The 17,079-nt window shown below is 43.2% G+C and carries 15 protein-coding genes; 6 read left to right on the top strand and 9 right to left on the bottom strand.

Annotation, left to right across the window (positions count from 1 at the left end; translation table 11 throughout):
• Window positions 1–9: 9 nt before the first annotated feature.
• Complete coding sequence (locus R7Z41_RS02560) at window positions 10–846, bottom strand: glucosaminidase domain-containing protein (RefSeq protein WP_025766642.1); 837 nt, start codon at window positions 844–846, stop codon at window positions 10–12.
• A complete protein-coding gene (locus tag R7Z41_RS02555; protein ID WP_005389175.1) occupies window positions 839–1,636 on the bottom strand; it encodes a hypothetical protein in 798 nt (265 codons plus the stop codon). The genes R7Z41_RS02560 and R7Z41_RS02555 overlap by 8 nt, the downstream gene beginning before the upstream one ends.
• A 400-nt stretch (window positions 1,637–2,036) precedes the next feature.
• Between R7Z41_RS02555 and potA the strand changes: the two genes are divergently transcribed.
• The 5 genes from potA (at window position 2,037) to R7Z41_RS02530 (ending at window position 7,184) form a co-directional block, all read left to right on the top strand.
• Complete coding sequence (gene potA, locus R7Z41_RS02550; RefSeq protein ID WP_017634901.1) at window positions 2,037–3,152, top strand: spermidine/putrescine ABC transporter ATP-binding protein PotA; 1,116 nt, start codon at window positions 2,037–2,039, stop codon at window positions 3,150–3,152.
• On the top strand, window positions 3,133–3,993 hold the full coding sequence (gene potB / locus R7Z41_RS02545; RefSeq protein WP_005377512.1) for a spermidine/putrescine ABC transporter permease PotB: 861 nt from the start codon (window positions 3,133–3,135) through the stop codon (window positions 3,991–3,993). The genes potA and potB overlap by 20 nt, the downstream gene beginning before the upstream one ends.
• Complete coding sequence (gene potC, locus R7Z41_RS02540) at window positions 3,993–4,763, top strand: spermidine/putrescine ABC transporter permease PotC (protein ID WP_005389180.1); 771 nt, start codon at window positions 3,993–3,995, stop codon at window positions 4,761–4,763. The genes potB and potC overlap by 1 nt, the downstream gene beginning before the upstream one ends.
• A 102-nt stretch (window positions 4,764–4,865) precedes the next feature.
• Window positions 4,866–5,897, top strand: a complete 1,032-nt coding sequence (locus R7Z41_RS02535) for an extracellular solute-binding protein (protein ID WP_054579293.1) — start codon at window positions 4,866–4,868, stop codon at window positions 5,895–5,897.
• Window positions 5,898–6,146: 249 nt separating this feature from the next.
• Window positions 6,147–7,184, top strand: coding sequence for an extracellular solute-binding protein (locus tag R7Z41_RS02530; RefSeq protein WP_025766646.1), 1,038 nt, complete (start codon window positions 6,147–6,149; stop codon window positions 7,182–7,184).
• An 88-nt stretch (window positions 7,185–7,272) separates the two neighbouring features.
• Here the strand turns inward: R7Z41_RS02530 and cobB are convergent, their stop codons facing one another.
• Window positions 7,273–8,004 carry a Sir2 family NAD+-dependent deacetylase gene (cobB, locus tag R7Z41_RS02525; protein ID WP_005377522.1) on the bottom strand — a complete coding sequence of 244 codons (732 nt, stop codon included), beginning with the start codon at window positions 8,002–8,004 and terminating at the stop codon, window positions 7,273–7,275.
• A 118-nt stretch (window positions 8,005–8,122) separates the two neighbouring features.
• Between cobB and R7Z41_RS02520 the strand changes: the two genes are divergently transcribed.
• Entirely contained in the window at window positions 8,123–8,296 is a 174-nt protein-coding gene (locus tag R7Z41_RS02520) for a hypothetical protein (protein WP_005377524.1), read from the top strand.
• Window positions 8,297–8,328: 32 nt separating this feature from the next.
• Here the strand turns inward: R7Z41_RS02520 and R7Z41_RS02515 are convergent, their stop codons facing one another.
• The 6 genes from R7Z41_RS02515 to fdh3B all read right to left on the bottom strand — a co-directional run bounded on the left by R7Z41_RS02515 (window position 8,329) and on the right by fdh3B (window position 17,073).
• The gene (locus R7Z41_RS02515) at window positions 8,329–9,549 is read right to left on the bottom strand and encodes an ammonium transporter (RefSeq protein ID WP_064368422.1); all 1,221 of its coding nucleotides are present in this window, start codon (window positions 9,547–9,549) and stop codon (window positions 8,329–8,331) included.
• Between the two features lie 505 nt (window positions 9,550–10,054).
• Window positions 10,055–10,471 carry a hypothetical protein gene (locus R7Z41_RS02510; RefSeq protein ID WP_021486723.1) on the bottom strand — a complete coding sequence of 139 codons (417 nt, stop codon included), beginning with the start codon at window positions 10,469–10,471 and terminating at the stop codon, window positions 10,055–10,057.
• Window positions 10,472–10,488: 17 nt separating this feature from the next.
• Window positions 10,489–14,574, bottom strand: coding sequence for an RHS repeat-associated core domain-containing protein (locus R7Z41_RS02505; protein ID WP_225477725.1), 4,086 nt, complete (start codon window positions 14,572–14,574; stop codon window positions 10,489–10,491).
• A 423-nt stretch (window positions 14,575–14,997) separates the two neighbouring features.
• Complete coding sequence (locus tag R7Z41_RS02500; protein ID WP_012841836.1) at window positions 14,998–15,414, bottom strand: membrane protein; 417 nt, start codon at window positions 15,412–15,414, stop codon at window positions 14,998–15,000.
• Window positions 15,398–16,450: a formate dehydrogenase subunit gamma gene (locus tag R7Z41_RS02495; RefSeq protein ID WP_064353916.1), complete on the bottom strand. Its 1,053-nt coding sequence runs from the start codon at window positions 16,448–16,450 to the stop codon at window positions 15,398–15,400. The genes R7Z41_RS02500 and R7Z41_RS02495 overlap by 17 nt, the downstream gene beginning before the upstream one ends.
• Before the next feature lie 14 nt (window positions 16,451–16,464).
• Window positions 16,465–17,073, bottom strand: a complete 609-nt coding sequence (fdh3B, locus tag R7Z41_RS02490) for a formate dehydrogenase FDH3 subunit beta (protein WP_005377536.1) — start codon at window positions 17,071–17,073, stop codon at window positions 16,465–16,467.
• Between the last annotated feature and the right edge of the window lie 6 nt (window positions 17,074–17,079).

Here is a 17,079-nt window from a genome sequence, read left to right as displayed (position 1 = left end):
TCCGTTATTTTATTGCGTCCAGTAGGCGTTGTTATGACGAATCATAGCGCGAAGATCGTGTACATAGGCGATGCCACGTTCAGAATAGGCTAGTAACCCATGCGTTAACTCTGACGCCGTTGCGACCGTTAACAAGCCCTTGTTCTTTTCAGCCAGAGATGTTCTGATTTCACGCAGGTCTGCATACGCTGGGTTTCGATTAACGTTCATAAAGTAGCCATGAACAGACTGTTGTACAGAATCGAATTTTTCAACTTCATGAACTTTGTTAGCGCCACGTTGCGCTGGAACAATTCCACAGCCCTTTTTATAACACCATTGGCCGAACAAGTTGTTTGCTTGAGTAGCAAAACGAGAAGTGCCCCACGCAGATTCATTTGCCGCTTGAGTTAGAACCAAGGCTTCAGGTAAGACGTTCACTCGCACAAGCATCTCATCTAGCCACGTTTGATCAATCTTATCGTTACTCAAGGGCAACGAATACAGAGATGATAACCGCTGAGCATACTCTTGTTGTTCTTGCGTCACTTGTCCCACCTTTAAAGAGGTAAGAAAGGCCCGCTCATGACGAATTCGTTGATTCTCAAGAGCAATTTTAGGCCTTAAAAAATCAAAAAAAGCAGCTTTTTTCTCTTTCGTATCTTTTATTGAATTGAAGTCTGGGATATCACCGATGTATGGCAAGTGTGATAAATCGACATGCTTAATCTTGCCAGAGAGTACGTCAGGATTTTCCACATATTTAAACTGTTTCTCGTAGTGTAAATATGGGCCTATAGAAATGAAAGTGGCGGCTATACAGGTTGCCGCCACTCGTAAACTTATTGATTTCAGCGAATTAGGCATCAAACACCTGTGAGTTACCATCGTGATCATTATCGTTTTTCTGTGTTGTAACGATCTTAAGCTTAATTCCAAACATTTCGCGGTAGAGTATGCCTTTCAAATGGAAGAAGAATGGCAGCACAAAAATCAAGCCAATACCGTAGAACATTGCTGCAATAATAAACATTAACATCACGCCTAAGTAAAGCCCCGCGACCACAAAAATCTTCTTGTTGATTGCGCGAAGTGATAACAGCAACGCTTGCATTGGTGGCACCCTTTTCTCACAAATCAACAAAATAGAGTGACTAAATGCCAAGGAAAGATACAGCGACAGTAAAGGAAAAATCATACCAACCACACCTTGTAGCATTAAGCTCATGAGCGTTGCTAGAATAACAGGAATGGTGAACTGCAACCCCTTTCCAACATGGCGCAACTTAGTCTTCAGGCCAGCGACATGGCTCATAGCCATCAAGCTGATCCCCGCATAAATTGGTGCGCTAATCACCTCATAACTGAAATTCGCGACATAAATAGAAGACACAATATCGTTTGTGAACGACTCTGGGTTCTCAAATGCATCAAGAATAACGCTCAAATCGCCCAACTGCAGTTTTAATGCAATATAGAAAATACCTAACTGGACAAAAAGCAATACAATAATGGCAGGAGAAAATGATAAAAAGTGCTGGATGGTTGCTCGCCAAGCTTCGTTAAAAACCGCGCCAGCTTTAAGCTCGTAGTTGCCAGACAAAGCTCGCTCTACACTCCCCCCAAGATTGAAATCTTTCTCAAAATCGTCGTTCATAGTTTATCCAAGACTAACTTGTAAAATTTTGACTGGAATTCCAGTCAATTAATGTAATCGTCATTATAAAGAAATCTTTCCACATCTAACATCACAACTCACCTACAATCCTTGCAATCTCAACTGTATGGTTGATAATTAACCACTTTCAAGGTCATGAAATTGAAACAATTGTTGAACAAAGTTTAGAGCTATCAAACTGTGTCTAGATGCCAATTAATCTCATAAAAACAGTATGGTAAGGAATGATGGCTTTTTCCTGCAAAATTATTTCTGTTTCAAGATAAGAAAATGCTTTAATTTCACACTTTTGGTGATTATGATGCGCGCCTCAAAAGTGAATGGTTAGTGTCACATCAGCTGGGATAATCCCGGCTTGAACGTGGGGGAAATACAGACGTTGAACGCAAAACCGCAAGCAGGAAAGCCAGTTATTCGTTTATCTGGTATTAGTAAAAGTTTCGATGGTAAGGAAATCATCGGTAATTTAAATCTGGATGTTAATCATGGTGAATTTCTGACGATTCTCGGGCCTTCTGGTTGTGGTAAGACAACAGTTTTACGCATGATTGCAGGTTTTGAAACGGCAGATAACGGTCAAATTATTTTGGATGACCAGGATGTAACACAGGTTCCTGCAGAGCAAAGGCACGTCAACACGGTATTTCAAAGTTACGCATTGTTTCCACACATGACCGTATATGAGAATGTCGCTTTTGGTCTTCGTATGCAGAAAACGCCTACTGCGGACATTGAACCACGAGTAATGGAAGCGCTACGCATGGTGCGCCTAGAAAAAATGGCACAGCGTAAGCCTCATCAGCTTTCTGGTGGTCAGCAACAACGTATCGCCATTGCGCGTGCGGTTGTTAACAAACCAAAAGTACTGCTGCTAGATGAATCTCTATCTGCACTTGATTACAAACTGCGTAAGCAAATGCAAATCGAGCTTAAACAGCTTCAGCGTCAACTTGGTATTACCTTTATCTTCGTTACGCACGATCAGGAAGAAGCCCTATCGATGTCTGACCGCATTATTGTTATGCGCGACGGTGTTATCGAACAAGATGGCTCTCCACGTGAGATTTACGAAGAGCCGAAGAACCTATTTGTTGCTCGCTTTATCGGTGAGATCAACGTATTCAACGCAACAATGCTAGAGCGTATCGACGAGAAACGTATCCGTGCAGAAATCGAAGGTGTCGAGTCTGTTGTTTACTACGATCAGGAAGCGCAAGCAGGTGAAAAACTGCAAGTACTACTTCGCCCAGAAGACTTACGTATCGAAGAGATCAAAGAGTCTGAAGAAAAAGGCATCGTAGGTCACGTAACAGAGCGTACCTATAAAGGTATGACGCTTGATTCAGTTATCCAATTGGATTCAGGCATGCGTGTAATGGTTAGCGAATTCTTTAACGAAGATGATCCTGATGTGGACCACTCACTTGGCCAGAAAGTCGCTATCACTTGGGTTGAGAGCTGGGAGGTAGTCCTCAATGATAAGCAAGAAGATTAATCTTCAAAACGCGATCATTACCTTAATCGTCGGTTGGTTAACACTTTTCGTGTTGGTACCAAATGTGATGATTATCGGTACGAGTTTCTTAACGCGTGATGAAGCAAACTTAATCGAAATGACATTTACTTTCGACAACTACTTACGTCTACTCGATCCCTTGTATGCGAAAGTGCTGATGCACTCGTTCTACATGGCGATTGTGGCGACGTTGTTGTGTTTAGTAATTGGTTACCCATTTGCTTACATCATAGCGAAAATGCCAGAGAAATGGCGCCCATTCATGTTGTTCTTAGTTATCGTACCTTTTTGGACAAACTCTCTTATCCGTACTTACGGCCTGAAGATTGTTCTGGGTACACAAGGTATTTTGAACAAATCATTAATGGCGATGGAAATCATCGATAAGCCATTACGTATTATGTACACCGAAACAGCAGTAATGATTGGTCTTGTGTACATCCTGCTTCCATTTATGATTCTGCCGCTTTACTCGGCAATCGAGAAGTTGGACAACACTTATATCGAGGCGGCGAAAGATCTTGGTGCGAACAAGTTCCAAACCATTACGAAAGTGATTCTACCTCTTACAATGCCTGGCATTATCGGTGGTTGTTTGTTGGTTCTGCTACCAGCACTAGGTATGTTCTACATCTCTGACCTTCTTGGTGGTGCGAAGAACCTACTGATTGGTAACGTTATTAAGAGCCAAGTATTGAACGCTCGTGACTGGCCATTTGGTGCTGCGACCAGTATCGCCCTCACCTTCGCAATGGCTGTGATGCTTTACGCTTACTACAGAGCAGGCAAACTATTGAATAAGAAAGTGGAGCTAGACTAATGGGACGCACAGTTAGATTTAGCTTTATGGCGCTGGTGTATGCATTTTTGTATCTGCCAATCATCGTCTTAATTGTTAACTCATTTAATGCCAACAAATTTGGTATGAAATGGGGTGGTTTCACCACGAAATGGTACGAAACCTTAGTAAACAACGATAGCCTAATGCAAGCTGCATGGCATTCATTGAACGTAGCGGTATTCTCAGCGACAGCAGCAACCATCATTGGTAGCTTAACGGCCGTTGCCCTATTCCGTTACTCGTTCAAAGGTAAGGGTGCGGTAAACGGCATGCTGTTTGTCGTGATGATGTCTCCAGATATTGTAATGGCGATTTCATTACTTGCTCTGTTCCTGGTATTGGGCGCACAGCTTGGCTTCTTTACACTATTGATTGCTCACATCACCTTTTGTCTACCATTCGTTGTGGTAACTGTATACAGCCGCTTAAATGGCTTTGATGTGAAAATGTTGGAAGCAGCAAAAGACCTTGGTGCAAGCGAGTGGGTTATCTTGAAACAGATCATCCTTCCTCTCGCTAAACCAGCGGTTGCCGCAGGTTGGTTATTGAGCTTTACCCTGTCTTTGGACGATGTGATCATCAGTTCGTTTGTAACGGGTCCAACATACGAAATCTTGCCATTGAAGATTTACTCCATGGTTAAGGTGGGCATTTCACCGGAAGTGAACGCCCTAGCAACGGTGATGTTGATTGTTTCTTTGGTCTTGGTAGTAATTTCTCAGTTGCTAGCAAGAGAAAAAGTGAAGTAGAATCCGCACCCGTTAACATCACGAAACAGAATGGTTACATGCCATTCTGTTTTTCTATCTATCGTCCAAAATTGGACAACGTTTGGTTTGGAGCTAACGTCAATGAAAAAATGGGCTACTCTATTAGCTGGTAGTGCATGTGCGCTTTCTCTGTTCTCTGGTACAGCGGCAGCGGATGATAAAGAATTAGTATTTATGAACTGGGGTCCTTACATTAACAGTAATATCCTAGAGCAATTTACTAAAGAAACTGGCATCAAAGTAATCTACTCGACTTACGAGTCGAACGAAACTTTGTATGCAAAGCTAAAAACTCATAACCAAGGTTATGACCTAGTAGTACCTTCAACGTACTTCGTAGCGAAGATGCGTGACGAAGGCATGCTACAAAAGATCGATAAGACTAAGCTGAAAAACTTCGGCAACCTAGATAAAAACTACCTAGACAAGCCTTACGATCCAAATAACGACTACTCTATTCCACACGTTGTTGCGATTACAGGTCTAGCGGTTAACGCGGACATGTACGATCCAAACGACTTCCAAAGCTGGGCTGACCTATGGAAGCCAGAGCTTGAAGGTCAAGTAATGCTGATGGACGACACTCGTGAAGTGTTCCACATTGCACTACGCAAGCTGGGTTACTCAGGTAACTCTACGGATCCAAAACAAATCGACGAAGCGTACGCAGAGCTACAAAAGCTAATGCCTAACGTTCTAGTATTCAACTCTGACAACCCAGGAGCACCATACATGTCTGGCGAAGTTGGTGTTGGTATGCTTTGGAACGGTAGCGCCGCAGCGGCACAAAGTGAAGGCCTAAACCTTAAACTCGTTTTTCCTAAAGAAGGCGGTATCGGCTGGGTTGATAACTTCGCTATCTCCTCTGGTGCGAAGAACGTAGAAGCCGCTCACAAGATGATCGACTTCCTACTGCGCCCAGAAATCGCAGAGCAAATCTCTCGTGATACTGGCTACCTAACGGCGGTGGAAGAATCGAATGCTAAGTTTAAAGACGTTGCCCCACTGTTCCCTTCTCAAGAAGACCTTGACCGTGTTGAATGGCAAGATGCGGTTGGTGATCTAACCGTTAAGTACGAAGATTATTTCCTCAAGCTGAAAGCGGGACAATAATCTAGCTTGTGTAACAAGTCATCAACCATAGGAAAATAGGCAGCAATACGCTGCCTATTTTTGTCTTAGGCTGATATAATCGCGCGTTGCTAGGTTTATTTGTCTTGGTATCATAGATTTATCGTCTCATAACAAGGAGACAACGATATTCAAGCTAAATGAACATATTTGTGCTTACTGCGATTTGGCTCAACTCGATAACTCCAGCTAGTATTGACTTGTCCAATCGCGAAACAAAACGGAAAACAAATGAAAAGTAAATTCTACGCAAGCGCTCTATGTGCAGCGACGCTCATCGCTACCCCTGCAATGGCTGCTGATCAAGAACTGTATTTCTACAACTGGTCGGAATACATTCCAAACGAAGTTCTTGAAGACTTTACAAAAGAAACCGGAATCAAAGTTATTTACTCTACATACGAATCTAACGAGAGTATGTACGCAAAACTAAAAACTCAAGGTTCTGGTTACGACTTGGTAGTACCGTCTACCTATTTCGTCTCTAAAATGCGTAAAGAAGGCATGCTACAACAGATCGACAAAGAGAAATTATCTCATTTTGCCGATCTTGATACTAACTTCCTAAACAAACCGTTCGATCCGAACAACAACTACTCTATCCCATACATTTGGGGTGCGACCGGTATTGGTATCAATGCTGACATGCTAGACAAATCATCGGTTACTAAGTGGGATGATTTTTGGGATAGTAAGTGGGAAGGTCAACTAATGCTGATGGATGATTCTCGCGAAGTATTCCACATTGCATTGACTAAGCTTGGTTACTCACCAAACACGACTAACCCAGAAGAAATCAAAGCCGCTTACGAAGAACTGAAAAAGCTAATGCCAAACGTATTAGTATTTAACTCAGACTTTCCTGCAAACCCTTACCTTGCGGGTGAAGTTTCACTAGGCATGCTTTGGAACGGTTCTGCATACATGGCTCGTCAAGAAGGTGCGAACATCGACATCATCTGGCCAGAAAAAGGCACTATCTTCTGGATGGACAGCCTAGCAATTCCAGCTGGTGCGAAGAACGTTGACGCAGCTCATAAGATGATCGATTTCCTACTACGTCCTGAGAACGCAGCTAAGATTGCACTAGAGATTGGTTATCCTACGCCAGTTAAAACGGCACACGATCTGCTACCGAAAGAATTTGCTAATGATCCAAGCATCTTCCCACCACAAGAAGTGATGGACAGCGGTACTTGGCAAGATGAAGTTGGCGAAGCGAGCGTAATGTACGATGAGTACTTCCAAAAGCTAAAAGTGAACAACTAATTCGTTAGTTTTAAAGATATGAAAAAGCGGCTCATGAGCCGCTTTTTTGTTCTTAATGACAAGACAAAAACTCTTCCTGTTGAAGTTATTACGCTCTTTCTTTTCCTTCTAGAGCCAGTATCTCGTCAACTAATTTTGGAACCTCAACGCTTGCTTTTCCGTAGCGTTTTTCCTCAAATTCACTTTCTACCGCACTAGGTTCTAGGTTAATTTCAATGGTATGTGCGCCGTGCATTTTTGCATCATGAACAAAACCTGCTGCGGGATACACAACGCCAGAAGTCCCAATAGAAATAAACAAATCTGCTTCTTCTAATGACGCGTAGATATCCCCCATTCGCAGTGGCATTTCACCAAACCAAACAATATGTGGTCGCATTTGTGAAGGGATCTGACAACAGTGACAAAGTTCGCCTGTCTTAATGTCCTCATTGTGCTCTACTACTTGGTTAGATTCACTACAGCGCGCCTTGAGCAACTCACCATGCATGTGAATCACATTCTGACTGCCGCCTCTTTCGTGAAGGTTGTCTATATTTTGAGTGATGACCGTCACTTTACCTTCTAACTCAGCCTCTAAACGACCTAATGCTTCATGCGCTGCATTAGGCTTTATCGCATTATCTTGAAGTTTCTTGCGGCGTTGGTTGTAAAAGTCTTGAACAAGGTCCGGATCGCGAGCAAACCCTTCAGGCGTTGCTACATCTTCGATACGGTGATTCTCCCATAGGCCATCTTGCGCACGAAATGTTTGAATACCAGATTCGGCCGAGATACCTGCACCAGTAAGTACTACAATATTTCTATAAGGGAAATTCATAACTCATCCTTGCTGTTTTTTCATTAGCTTAACACTGAAAGAATAGCAACAGTAGTAATATGGATTAGACCATAGTCGTAATGGTCACTATTAGAATTACAATTTAAGAGGAACAGCAATGAGACAAGTATCTCTAACGTTTACATTGCTTCTGACTTTGGCAGGCTGTCAACTTACCAATGTTGAAGGCGAAGTCGATGATGTAAAGGTAAGAGTCAGCACCAATGATGATGACCATCGAGGTAATGGTAATTTCTGTCCTCCGGGCCAAGCCAAGAAAGACAATTGCTAAAAGAGCGGCTTTATGCCGCTCCCATATTGGCCTCAATCCTCGTTGGTCGAAGATATTTTATGAATGGCTAGGTCAGCGCCATTGAATTCGTCTTCTTCTGAAAGCCTCAGTCCCATACTGGTATTAATCGCACCGTAGACTACAAGTGCACCAAGCACTGCGATGGAAAGGCCCAAAAGCGTTCCTAGAAGCTGAACGATAATACTCACGCCACCTAGCCCACCCAATGCGCTTTGACCAAAAATCCCAGCGGCAATACCACCCCAAGCGCCACATACACCGTGTAAAGGCCAGACACCTAGCACATCATCAATCTTGGTTTTGTTTTGTAGGTGGGTAAAAAGATAAACAAATAGCACGCCAGCAATCGCACCTGTCACTAAAGCACCGATAGGATGCATTAAGTCTGAGCCCGCACATACAGCAACCAAGCCAGCTAGTGGGCCGTTATGAATAAAGCCAGGGTCATTCTTACCAGCCAACAGTGACGCGACAATGCCCCCGACCATTGCCATCAATGAGTTCATAGCCACCAAGCCACTTATGCCTGACACAGTTTGAGCTGACATGACGTTGAAGCCAAACCACCCCACACATAAGACCCAAGCTCCCAAAGCCAAAAACGGAATATTCGAAGGTGCAAAGTTGGTGTGCTTTCCTGCTCGAACTCTGCCTTTTCTCATGCCCAAAAACACGACAGCAACAAGCGCTATCCAGCCGCCAACACCATGCACAACGACTGAACCTGCAAAATCGTGGAAGCCATAACCAAAGCTATTTTCAAACCAAGCTTGAACACCAAAGTTTCCGTTCCAGATCATTCCCTCAAATAACGGGTATACGATGCCGACAGTGAAAAATGTTGCGATTAGAATCGGATAAAAACGAGCTCGCTCTGCGATACCACCAGAAACAATAGCAGGAATCGCTGCAGCGAAGGTCAGCAAGAAAAAGAACTTCACCAACTCGTAACCATTGCCTTGAGATAACGTCTCTGCATCAGCAAAGAAGGTGCCGCCATAAGCGACCCAGTATCCAATGAAAAAATACGCAACGGCGGAAATACCGAAATCGGCCAAGATTTTAACTAAAGCATTAACTTGGTTCTTTTGGCGCACGGTTCCTACTTCAAGAAAAGCAAAACCAGCATGCATCAAAAAAACCATGATTGCGCCAAGTAGTAAGAAAAGTGTGTCGGAACTTTGCGTGAGAGTTTGTACAGCGCCGTGTACCTGATTGGCAGTTACACTCATTATGATTGTCTCCGTTGATCTGTAGCGCACTTATCCTGTGCATCAAAGTTAGGCTCATCACCAATTTGGTGAACTTGATTTATAGAGCGTCTAACAGAGCAATTCTCATTCCATAATTTACATTTCTAACACTTACGATTTAATTTATTGTTTTGCATGAACTTTAATAAAATTACGTATTCTTAAAATGGCGCTTAACACGCTAATAAGTGCACCAATATGGTTTTAGTGCACCAACATAAAGCGCACCATATAACTCAACAAACAGCAAACTTTCTACGATAAACGTAAAAGCCACCTCATGAGAGGTGGCTTATATACTGAATGGCTAACTAAAGGAGTTTATCGAGTGATCTTCCCTGCTTTTACTTCTTCTAGCCAACGCCCCTCGACGAGATATAGCGGAAGCTAACTAAGCAGCAAGGTTTAAAATCTCTCTATAGGATATAGTACGTTATATTTAGGACTAGTACTTGCAATTCTGCAGCTCCCATACAACATCGCTTTAAAACTCTTCTATATCTGCCTCGTCGATCCTACCTTTTTTGAGTGTCTTTAAAGCTTTTTCTGAAACTACAAGTCTATAGTCTTCAGCTATCCAAAAATCATCCTTTTCCACACTACCTACTACCTTCAACCAATAGAATTTAGGCAATTGTATTCCTGGATATAGTTCGCCAAATTGCTCAGATGTTGATATCTCCACATCACTCAGTTTGTAACCTGTTAAATTTGCTGATCCAATTTCTTTTGCTAATGACTCGGTAACAATGTAGCACGGAAACGTCGCCAGTAAATCATCTCCCAACCAACCATCAAATTGATAGTGTAACTTAAACACTTTAGGTGGATGAGTTGATGTATCAAGTAAAGAATGCCTTCCCAATCCACCACTAACCTCAGGTTCAATATAAAAATACATGTGCTCCTCCGGACTAATTATCTAATAGGTGGGTTGAATTGTGCACCAAACATATCATCAATTTCTGTCGCCTTATCAAGTAACTGTTGCTTATTCGGGTTAGGGTTCTGCCGATAAAACTTGTCCCACTCTTTCCTGATCTTACTCAAATGAAGTTTAGAGTTTACTTCTTTTGGTATCCCACGCAAATTTTCAAGAGAGTGCATTTCGGATTCCTTTATTATCCCTGGGTATCGCTCACGAACTTGTTGCTCGACTGCATGATGAACAACCACTTTTCCTTCCGTTAAAGGGTTGGCTTCAAAGAACGTTTTTCTATAATTTATAGTTGTAGACTCACCAAATTTAGCTGATTCGTATTGGCCAAAAACATAAGTCACTCTAGATTCTTTGCGCGGGTGTAAAAGAACAAACTCCTCAATCCCAACAACATACTGCACTTCGTGTCTGCTGCCATCTGAGTGATTAATATGACGATAAAAAGTAATCTCGTTCTTCTCGCAATCAATATGGTCTAAATCGTATTCATATCGAATAAGATTTTTACCTTTGGGTTTTCGGATTTTGACTTGCGAGCGAACGCCATCTTCTCCGACGGATGATTCTTTTGCTGCCTCTAAAATCTGATCGCAAACCTCTTGGGGGACATCGCTTTGCGCCTGATACTCTGCCAACATTTGACCCAAGCGTTTTAGCCCTTCTTCACAAAGGAAACCTGTTGGATCAATCCACTGGATAGGGTTGACTGCATATTGGTAATGATTAATACCACCAGCAATAGATATCGGATCTTGTTGGATAAAACGTCCTAGTTTAGGATCGTAATACCGAGCGAGGTTGTAATGTAAGTTGGTTTCTTGATCGAAGTACTGCCCTTGAAAACGCAGTGGATTTGCTACATTTTCAATATGTACATGAGCAAAGCCGTTAGCATCGTAGCTGGCACTCCATACAACATTCCCCTCGCAATCGATCAGTCGCTCTGGTTTACCAACTTGATCGCACTGGTACCAATAAATAACGTCATTTTCTAGCAGTGCCACTGGCGTGTAGGTTTCTGGTTGATATAGGTACCAACGGAAAGCACCTGAAGAGCGTTCACCAATTAAACGTTCACCTTCCCACAGGAACTCCGTAACGCCTTGTTGTGTAATTTTCTTCGTTCTGCGCCCTAATGCATCATATTCATATTGACTGATGCCATCGTCGGTGTGAACTTCAATGAGCTGATTTAACGCATCAAATACGCGAGTCTGAACGTGTCCTTGCCCCTCACGTTTTGTCTGATTTCCTTGCGCGTCATATTTGAACCTGACACCATCGTGTACTTCAATACGATCAGCGAATACCTCTGAAGTTGGCAAAGTAGGATTGCCAAAACTATCGTATTCAAATTTAGTCACATCTCCGGAAGCATTGACTCGTTTAAGTTGCCCTAAGGCATCGTACTGATAGTGTGTTGCTCCTGCCGTATTATCAATGATTGATGAAATACGGTTTTGCGCATTGTAAACGTACTTTTTCTCTCTATCTGGCCAATGCTGTTCAACCAAACGACCAACACCATCATAAATGATGCGCTCATTAAAATATGCCGTTTCAATTTGGGAAACTCGTCCCATTTCATCGTAATGAAATTTGATTTGAGGTAAATCTAGGTTTCCAAACCGAATCGCTGAAAAACGCCCATATCGATCATAAGAGAAGTTCAGCTCCGTATTATCTGGCAGTACCTGAGATACGCGTTGGCCAACTCTGTTAAACTCCTGCGTTATCTCAAACTGGCCTTGAATGCGCTTTGTTAAATGCCCGAATGAAGAGTATTGGTATTGCAATGTGTGATGGCGATTGGATGCGAAAGTAAGTCGCCCACCAAGCGTATAATTGAAGTGGTTCTCTACAATACTGCTACCATTTCCTGCTTTGACGTGCTTGAGATAACCCGCAGCGTCATAGCGATACAGCACCGTCCTATCGGCGACTTGCTTACGATGGATTCGCCCCATATGATCATAATCAAATTGGCTTTGTAGATTATCAAACCCGACAGTTCCTGACAGCTGGCCTTCATCGTCATACAGGAATTCGAACTCTAAGCCGTCACTCCGAACTAATTTAGTCAGGTTACGTTGTTGATCGTATTCGTAAGAAATATGGCTGCCATCGGGAAAGATGACTGCTTCTTGTTGCGCGAGTGCTCCCCATTGATACGAGGTAATGCCTGCTGGCGTTCGAATCTGAGCAACACGGCTGTGCTCATCGTAAGAATATTCTTCGCTATAACCGACTTTGTCTTCGTCGTTAAAATAACGAACTGATGTACGCCTGCCAAATTGATCATAAGCGAGTTGAGCAATACACCCATCGGGATAAGCAACGCCATTCACTAAATCTTCTTCATTGTAGCTATAACGAAGTAATGTACCGTCTATTTCATTCGCGATAAGTCTTTGTTGTTCATCCCACCACCACTGACTTTTCTTACCATCTTCAGACTCTTTTTTGACGACTTGACCGTGTTTATCGTAATCATATTCCGTGACACAGCCGAACTGATCGGTATCCCAAACTCTTTGACCGAGGCTATTGTAGTAAGCCTTCTCGATATCCCCGTCAGGTGAAACCGTTTTAACTAACTTACCTAAGCCGTCATAACCATATTGAATTTCTTTGCCAGAGGAATGAAACTTAGAAACTAATTGACCATGCTGATTATATTGATAATTGACCGTTGACTGATCAGGATAGATAGCTTGCGCTTTTCGCCCTAATTCATCATATTGCCATCGCCAAGTTCTACCTGTGGGGCTTATTTTCTCGAGTAAGTTACCCTGCTCGTCATGCAAGAAAGACCATTGATGATCTAACGAGTCAGAATAAGAAGAGTGATTTCCTTGATAATGGAAGCGATAGTCATAAATTCCTGCGTCCCCAACGTTTCTGATGCATTTCGCTTTTGCACCTTCGCCATCCCATTCAAAATAATGAGTAAAGCCAGTTGGTCGTACACGTTTAACAATTAAATGCCCGCGGTATTGATACTGTTCCTTTAAGCCTAAATGATTAGTTGCACTGACCAAATCATCGTGCTCATCATAGGTATAAGTTGTCAGAACTTTTTGGGACTTTGCATTTAGCAGTTCTACAAGGCGTCCTTGCTTATCATATTGACATTCAAGAACCGGACGCTTGTTGTATGCAATCTCGATCAATCGATGGTTTCGAGAATACTGCAGTTGAAACGTTGAAAACGTGCCATTTCTGACTTGTTTAACAACCCAACGATCATCTTTCTGTTCAAATCGATATTGATGCCCACTAGCGAGCGTCACGATCCGAGTTGCTGAATTTAGGAAATAACAGCTCGCACCAGCGTATATTTGATAACTTGTTGCTCCAATATCTACTGGCTCAAATTCTGTGATATCGGCCTTATCGTCAACAAACTCCCAAGCGATAACATTGTCTTTCTCGTTCGTCTTTTCGCGTAATTCAAACTGAAATGCATGTCGCCAACCAAAGCCCATTCCATGATTTACATCCGACTGCGAAGAGCGGTAAGTACGCTGCCAAGTAGTACTTTGTTGTAGCTCGATATCATAGAGTTCGAGAATTTCTTCACCCGTCACAAGTGATACAGGATCACCGGCTTTCTCATGTTTTTCGCTGCTTTGTTGCTGAGGCTTGGCGGATGCGGCACTTCTGCCACTCTTTTTATTCGACTTCCCCTTTCCCTTCGATGGTTTTGCATTGACGGTATTTTGAGTCGGTGGAGGCGTAACCGCCGACGAGAGTGCGTAGTTTTCGCCGGTAGGTACAATTCGAGCGACATGCAAGTCACCGTTCACCAAAGCATTGGCAAACGTTGAATTATAGTGTTGGGAAGTAAGCTCACCGTCAGGTATGTTTGGCTTGAATTGACCAATCGCATAGAACAAATCCTCGACATAGCGAAGGTCAAGCTCACCAAAGCTCTCAAGAAACTCTATTGCCTCTTGTTTGGTCACGAATGTTTTAGGTTCGCCGCTAGTAAGTAACTGACCAGAGAAGTGATAACTTTCGCCAAAGCGATTCGTGATAGGAATGACGAATTGAGGGATCATAGCCGTAACGTGTTTGTCCTTTTCTTACCTTGCCGCATCATTTAATGCTCGTTTCGCTCTTTTTATTTGTGAGAGCAAGATGCCTTAATCAAACATCCTCCGATAGAGATTCCTCTGTATGCGTAGACTGAATGTATTGATGGCAATTTTCACGTATGCAACTCTTTGAATTTCTGAGCGCAGCGTACTTTAACGGGACGATGAACCCTGAGTAAATGAACAATAGCGTGAGTGAGACTAATGTCTCATCGTGACGCGATTTTTTTACATGTTTCTTACTTAACTATGATTTTCTGCCCAGTTACGTAAATTCACTCAATAAGTTGCATCAAGTATCACCACTGCGACTCAACGCTTCATATTTGAGACAAAACAGCAACAAAAAAACCGCCTATTACGGCGGTTTTGCTTAAAGAATACTGATTAAAGGTTTGGACCTGTCGATGGTCTGTGTGGTTGGTTATTCCGCAGTTGCTGCATCCCTTGAAACATTCGCATAAACCACACCAAGATGGCTAATGCAGCAAACACCATCCCTACCCAAGGAATAAAGTAAGCGATGGTTTCAAGCAAAGTACTATGCAACCAATAATCACTCACGCCAACGAGTACACCGTTAGAAGTCGCGACGGTGACGATCAACACAACAAAAAACGTCAAGTAGAGAAAGAAGGTGCGAATTAAACCGTAGTAATGAGAAATCACTACGTCGCTGTCTTCTCCCTTATCTAATCGGTAACCCGCATAGATAATTGCGATAACGCCTGAGATCAGAAACGTAAACGGGGTCAGACAGCTCAGGATGTACGCAACCCAAATCCCGTTATGAGGTTTGTTCATTCGCTTTCGCTCCTTTTACTTCCGTTTGTGCCGTATCTGTTTCACCCATCGCTTCTTTGGACTTCACTTCCTCATACCAAAGATCGTGATGCTCTTTCGCCCATGTTTCATCAACTTCACCTGTCACCATGCCTTCTAGCGCACCTTCCATACCGAATAGACCAATATAGATGTGGAAGATAAAGCCACAGATTAGAATCAGCGCCGAAATCGCATGAACTAAGTTAGAAAGCTCCATGTCACGGCGAGTTTGGCCAAAGATAGGAAAGTCCAGAACTAAGCCACTCACTGCCGCGATAGCACCAAAGAAGATTAACAACCAATAGATTGCCTTCTCACCACCGTTTGAGAAACCAGCTGACGGATGTGTGCCTTTGTATTTACCAACCATGCCGCCCATTTTCATAAACCAACGAACATCTGTCATGTTTGGAATCGACTTGCGCCACCATTTAAAGAGCACGAGCATCAGTAAAATGAAGAACAATGGTCCCATGTAATTGTGGTACTGCTTCGCCAACATGACGATAAAGCCCCAGAACTCAGTAGGAACGTACGGTTTTAAGAAGTGCTTACCGTAAACCAGCATCAAACCACTGAATGCCAGCGTTAAGAATGTAAACGCCATACTCCAGTGAAGCGCGCGGTCTAAACGAGACCAACGCTTCATTTTTTTACCAGTACGCGGCTTGCTAAGCATCAAAGGACCAACGAATACGTAAGCCATGATTACCATTGCAATACTGCCGAAAATCGCGACAGCACCCGCTGGAGACATCCATTTCTCTTTTAGAATGTACCAAGTCTCACCAGGTTTACTGATCAATACGCCATGTTCTGGCGATTGAGACGTGGTGTAGCCTTCTTGCCCCTCTCTGACTTCGCGCCAATAGTCTGCCCCGGCGAGTTGCGTGATCTCCTGTTGAATAACTTTAGAAGATTGTTCCTCTGCTGAAGCAGGCATTGCGAAAGTCAGCAGCAATGCTGTCATCATTGACAGCATTGCTAAAGATGCACGTTTAAGCGTGTTTAACATGTGCCTCTCCTTACTTAGCTTTTCGTCGCATCGTAAGAAAGATCGTTTCCGTCTGTCCAACCTGCGTTTTTCGCGCCGCGTTCTACCACACGTTGACGGAAAATGTCAGATACTTTCTCTGCGTCACCCGCAAGCAGCGCTTTAGTTGAACAAAGCGATGCACACATCGGTAACTTGCCTTCTGCGATACGGTTCGCACCGTATTTTTGACGTTCTTCCTCAGAGCCAGGCTCTGTTTCTGGGCCGCCCGCGCAGAAAGTACATTTATCCATTTTGCCACGTTCACCAAACGCTTCTTGTTTAGGAAATTGAGGTGCGCCAAACGGACAAGCAAACAAACAGTAACCACAACCGATACACAGATCTTTATTGTGAAGAACGATGCCGTCTTCGGTATGTTCGAAACAGTCTGCTGGACAAACTGCCATACAAGGTGCATCGGTACAGTGCATACAAGCAACAGAGATAGAGTTTTCACCAGCTTCACCGTCGTTTAGTGTTACCACGCGGCGACGTTGAATGCCCCATTCAAGCGCATCGTCGTTTTCGTTCTTACATGCAGTAACACAGCCGTTACACTCGATACAGCGTTTGGTGTCACATAGAAATTTCATTCGTGCCATTGTCAG

Origin of the sequence: Vibrio sp. 1457, assembly GCF_033340195.1 — a bacterium.
Classification (GTDB): Bacteria; Pseudomonadota; Gammaproteobacteria; order Enterobacterales; family Vibrionaceae; genus Vibrio; species Vibrio alginolyticus.
This window is presented reverse-complemented; position numbering and strand designations above follow the sequence as displayed.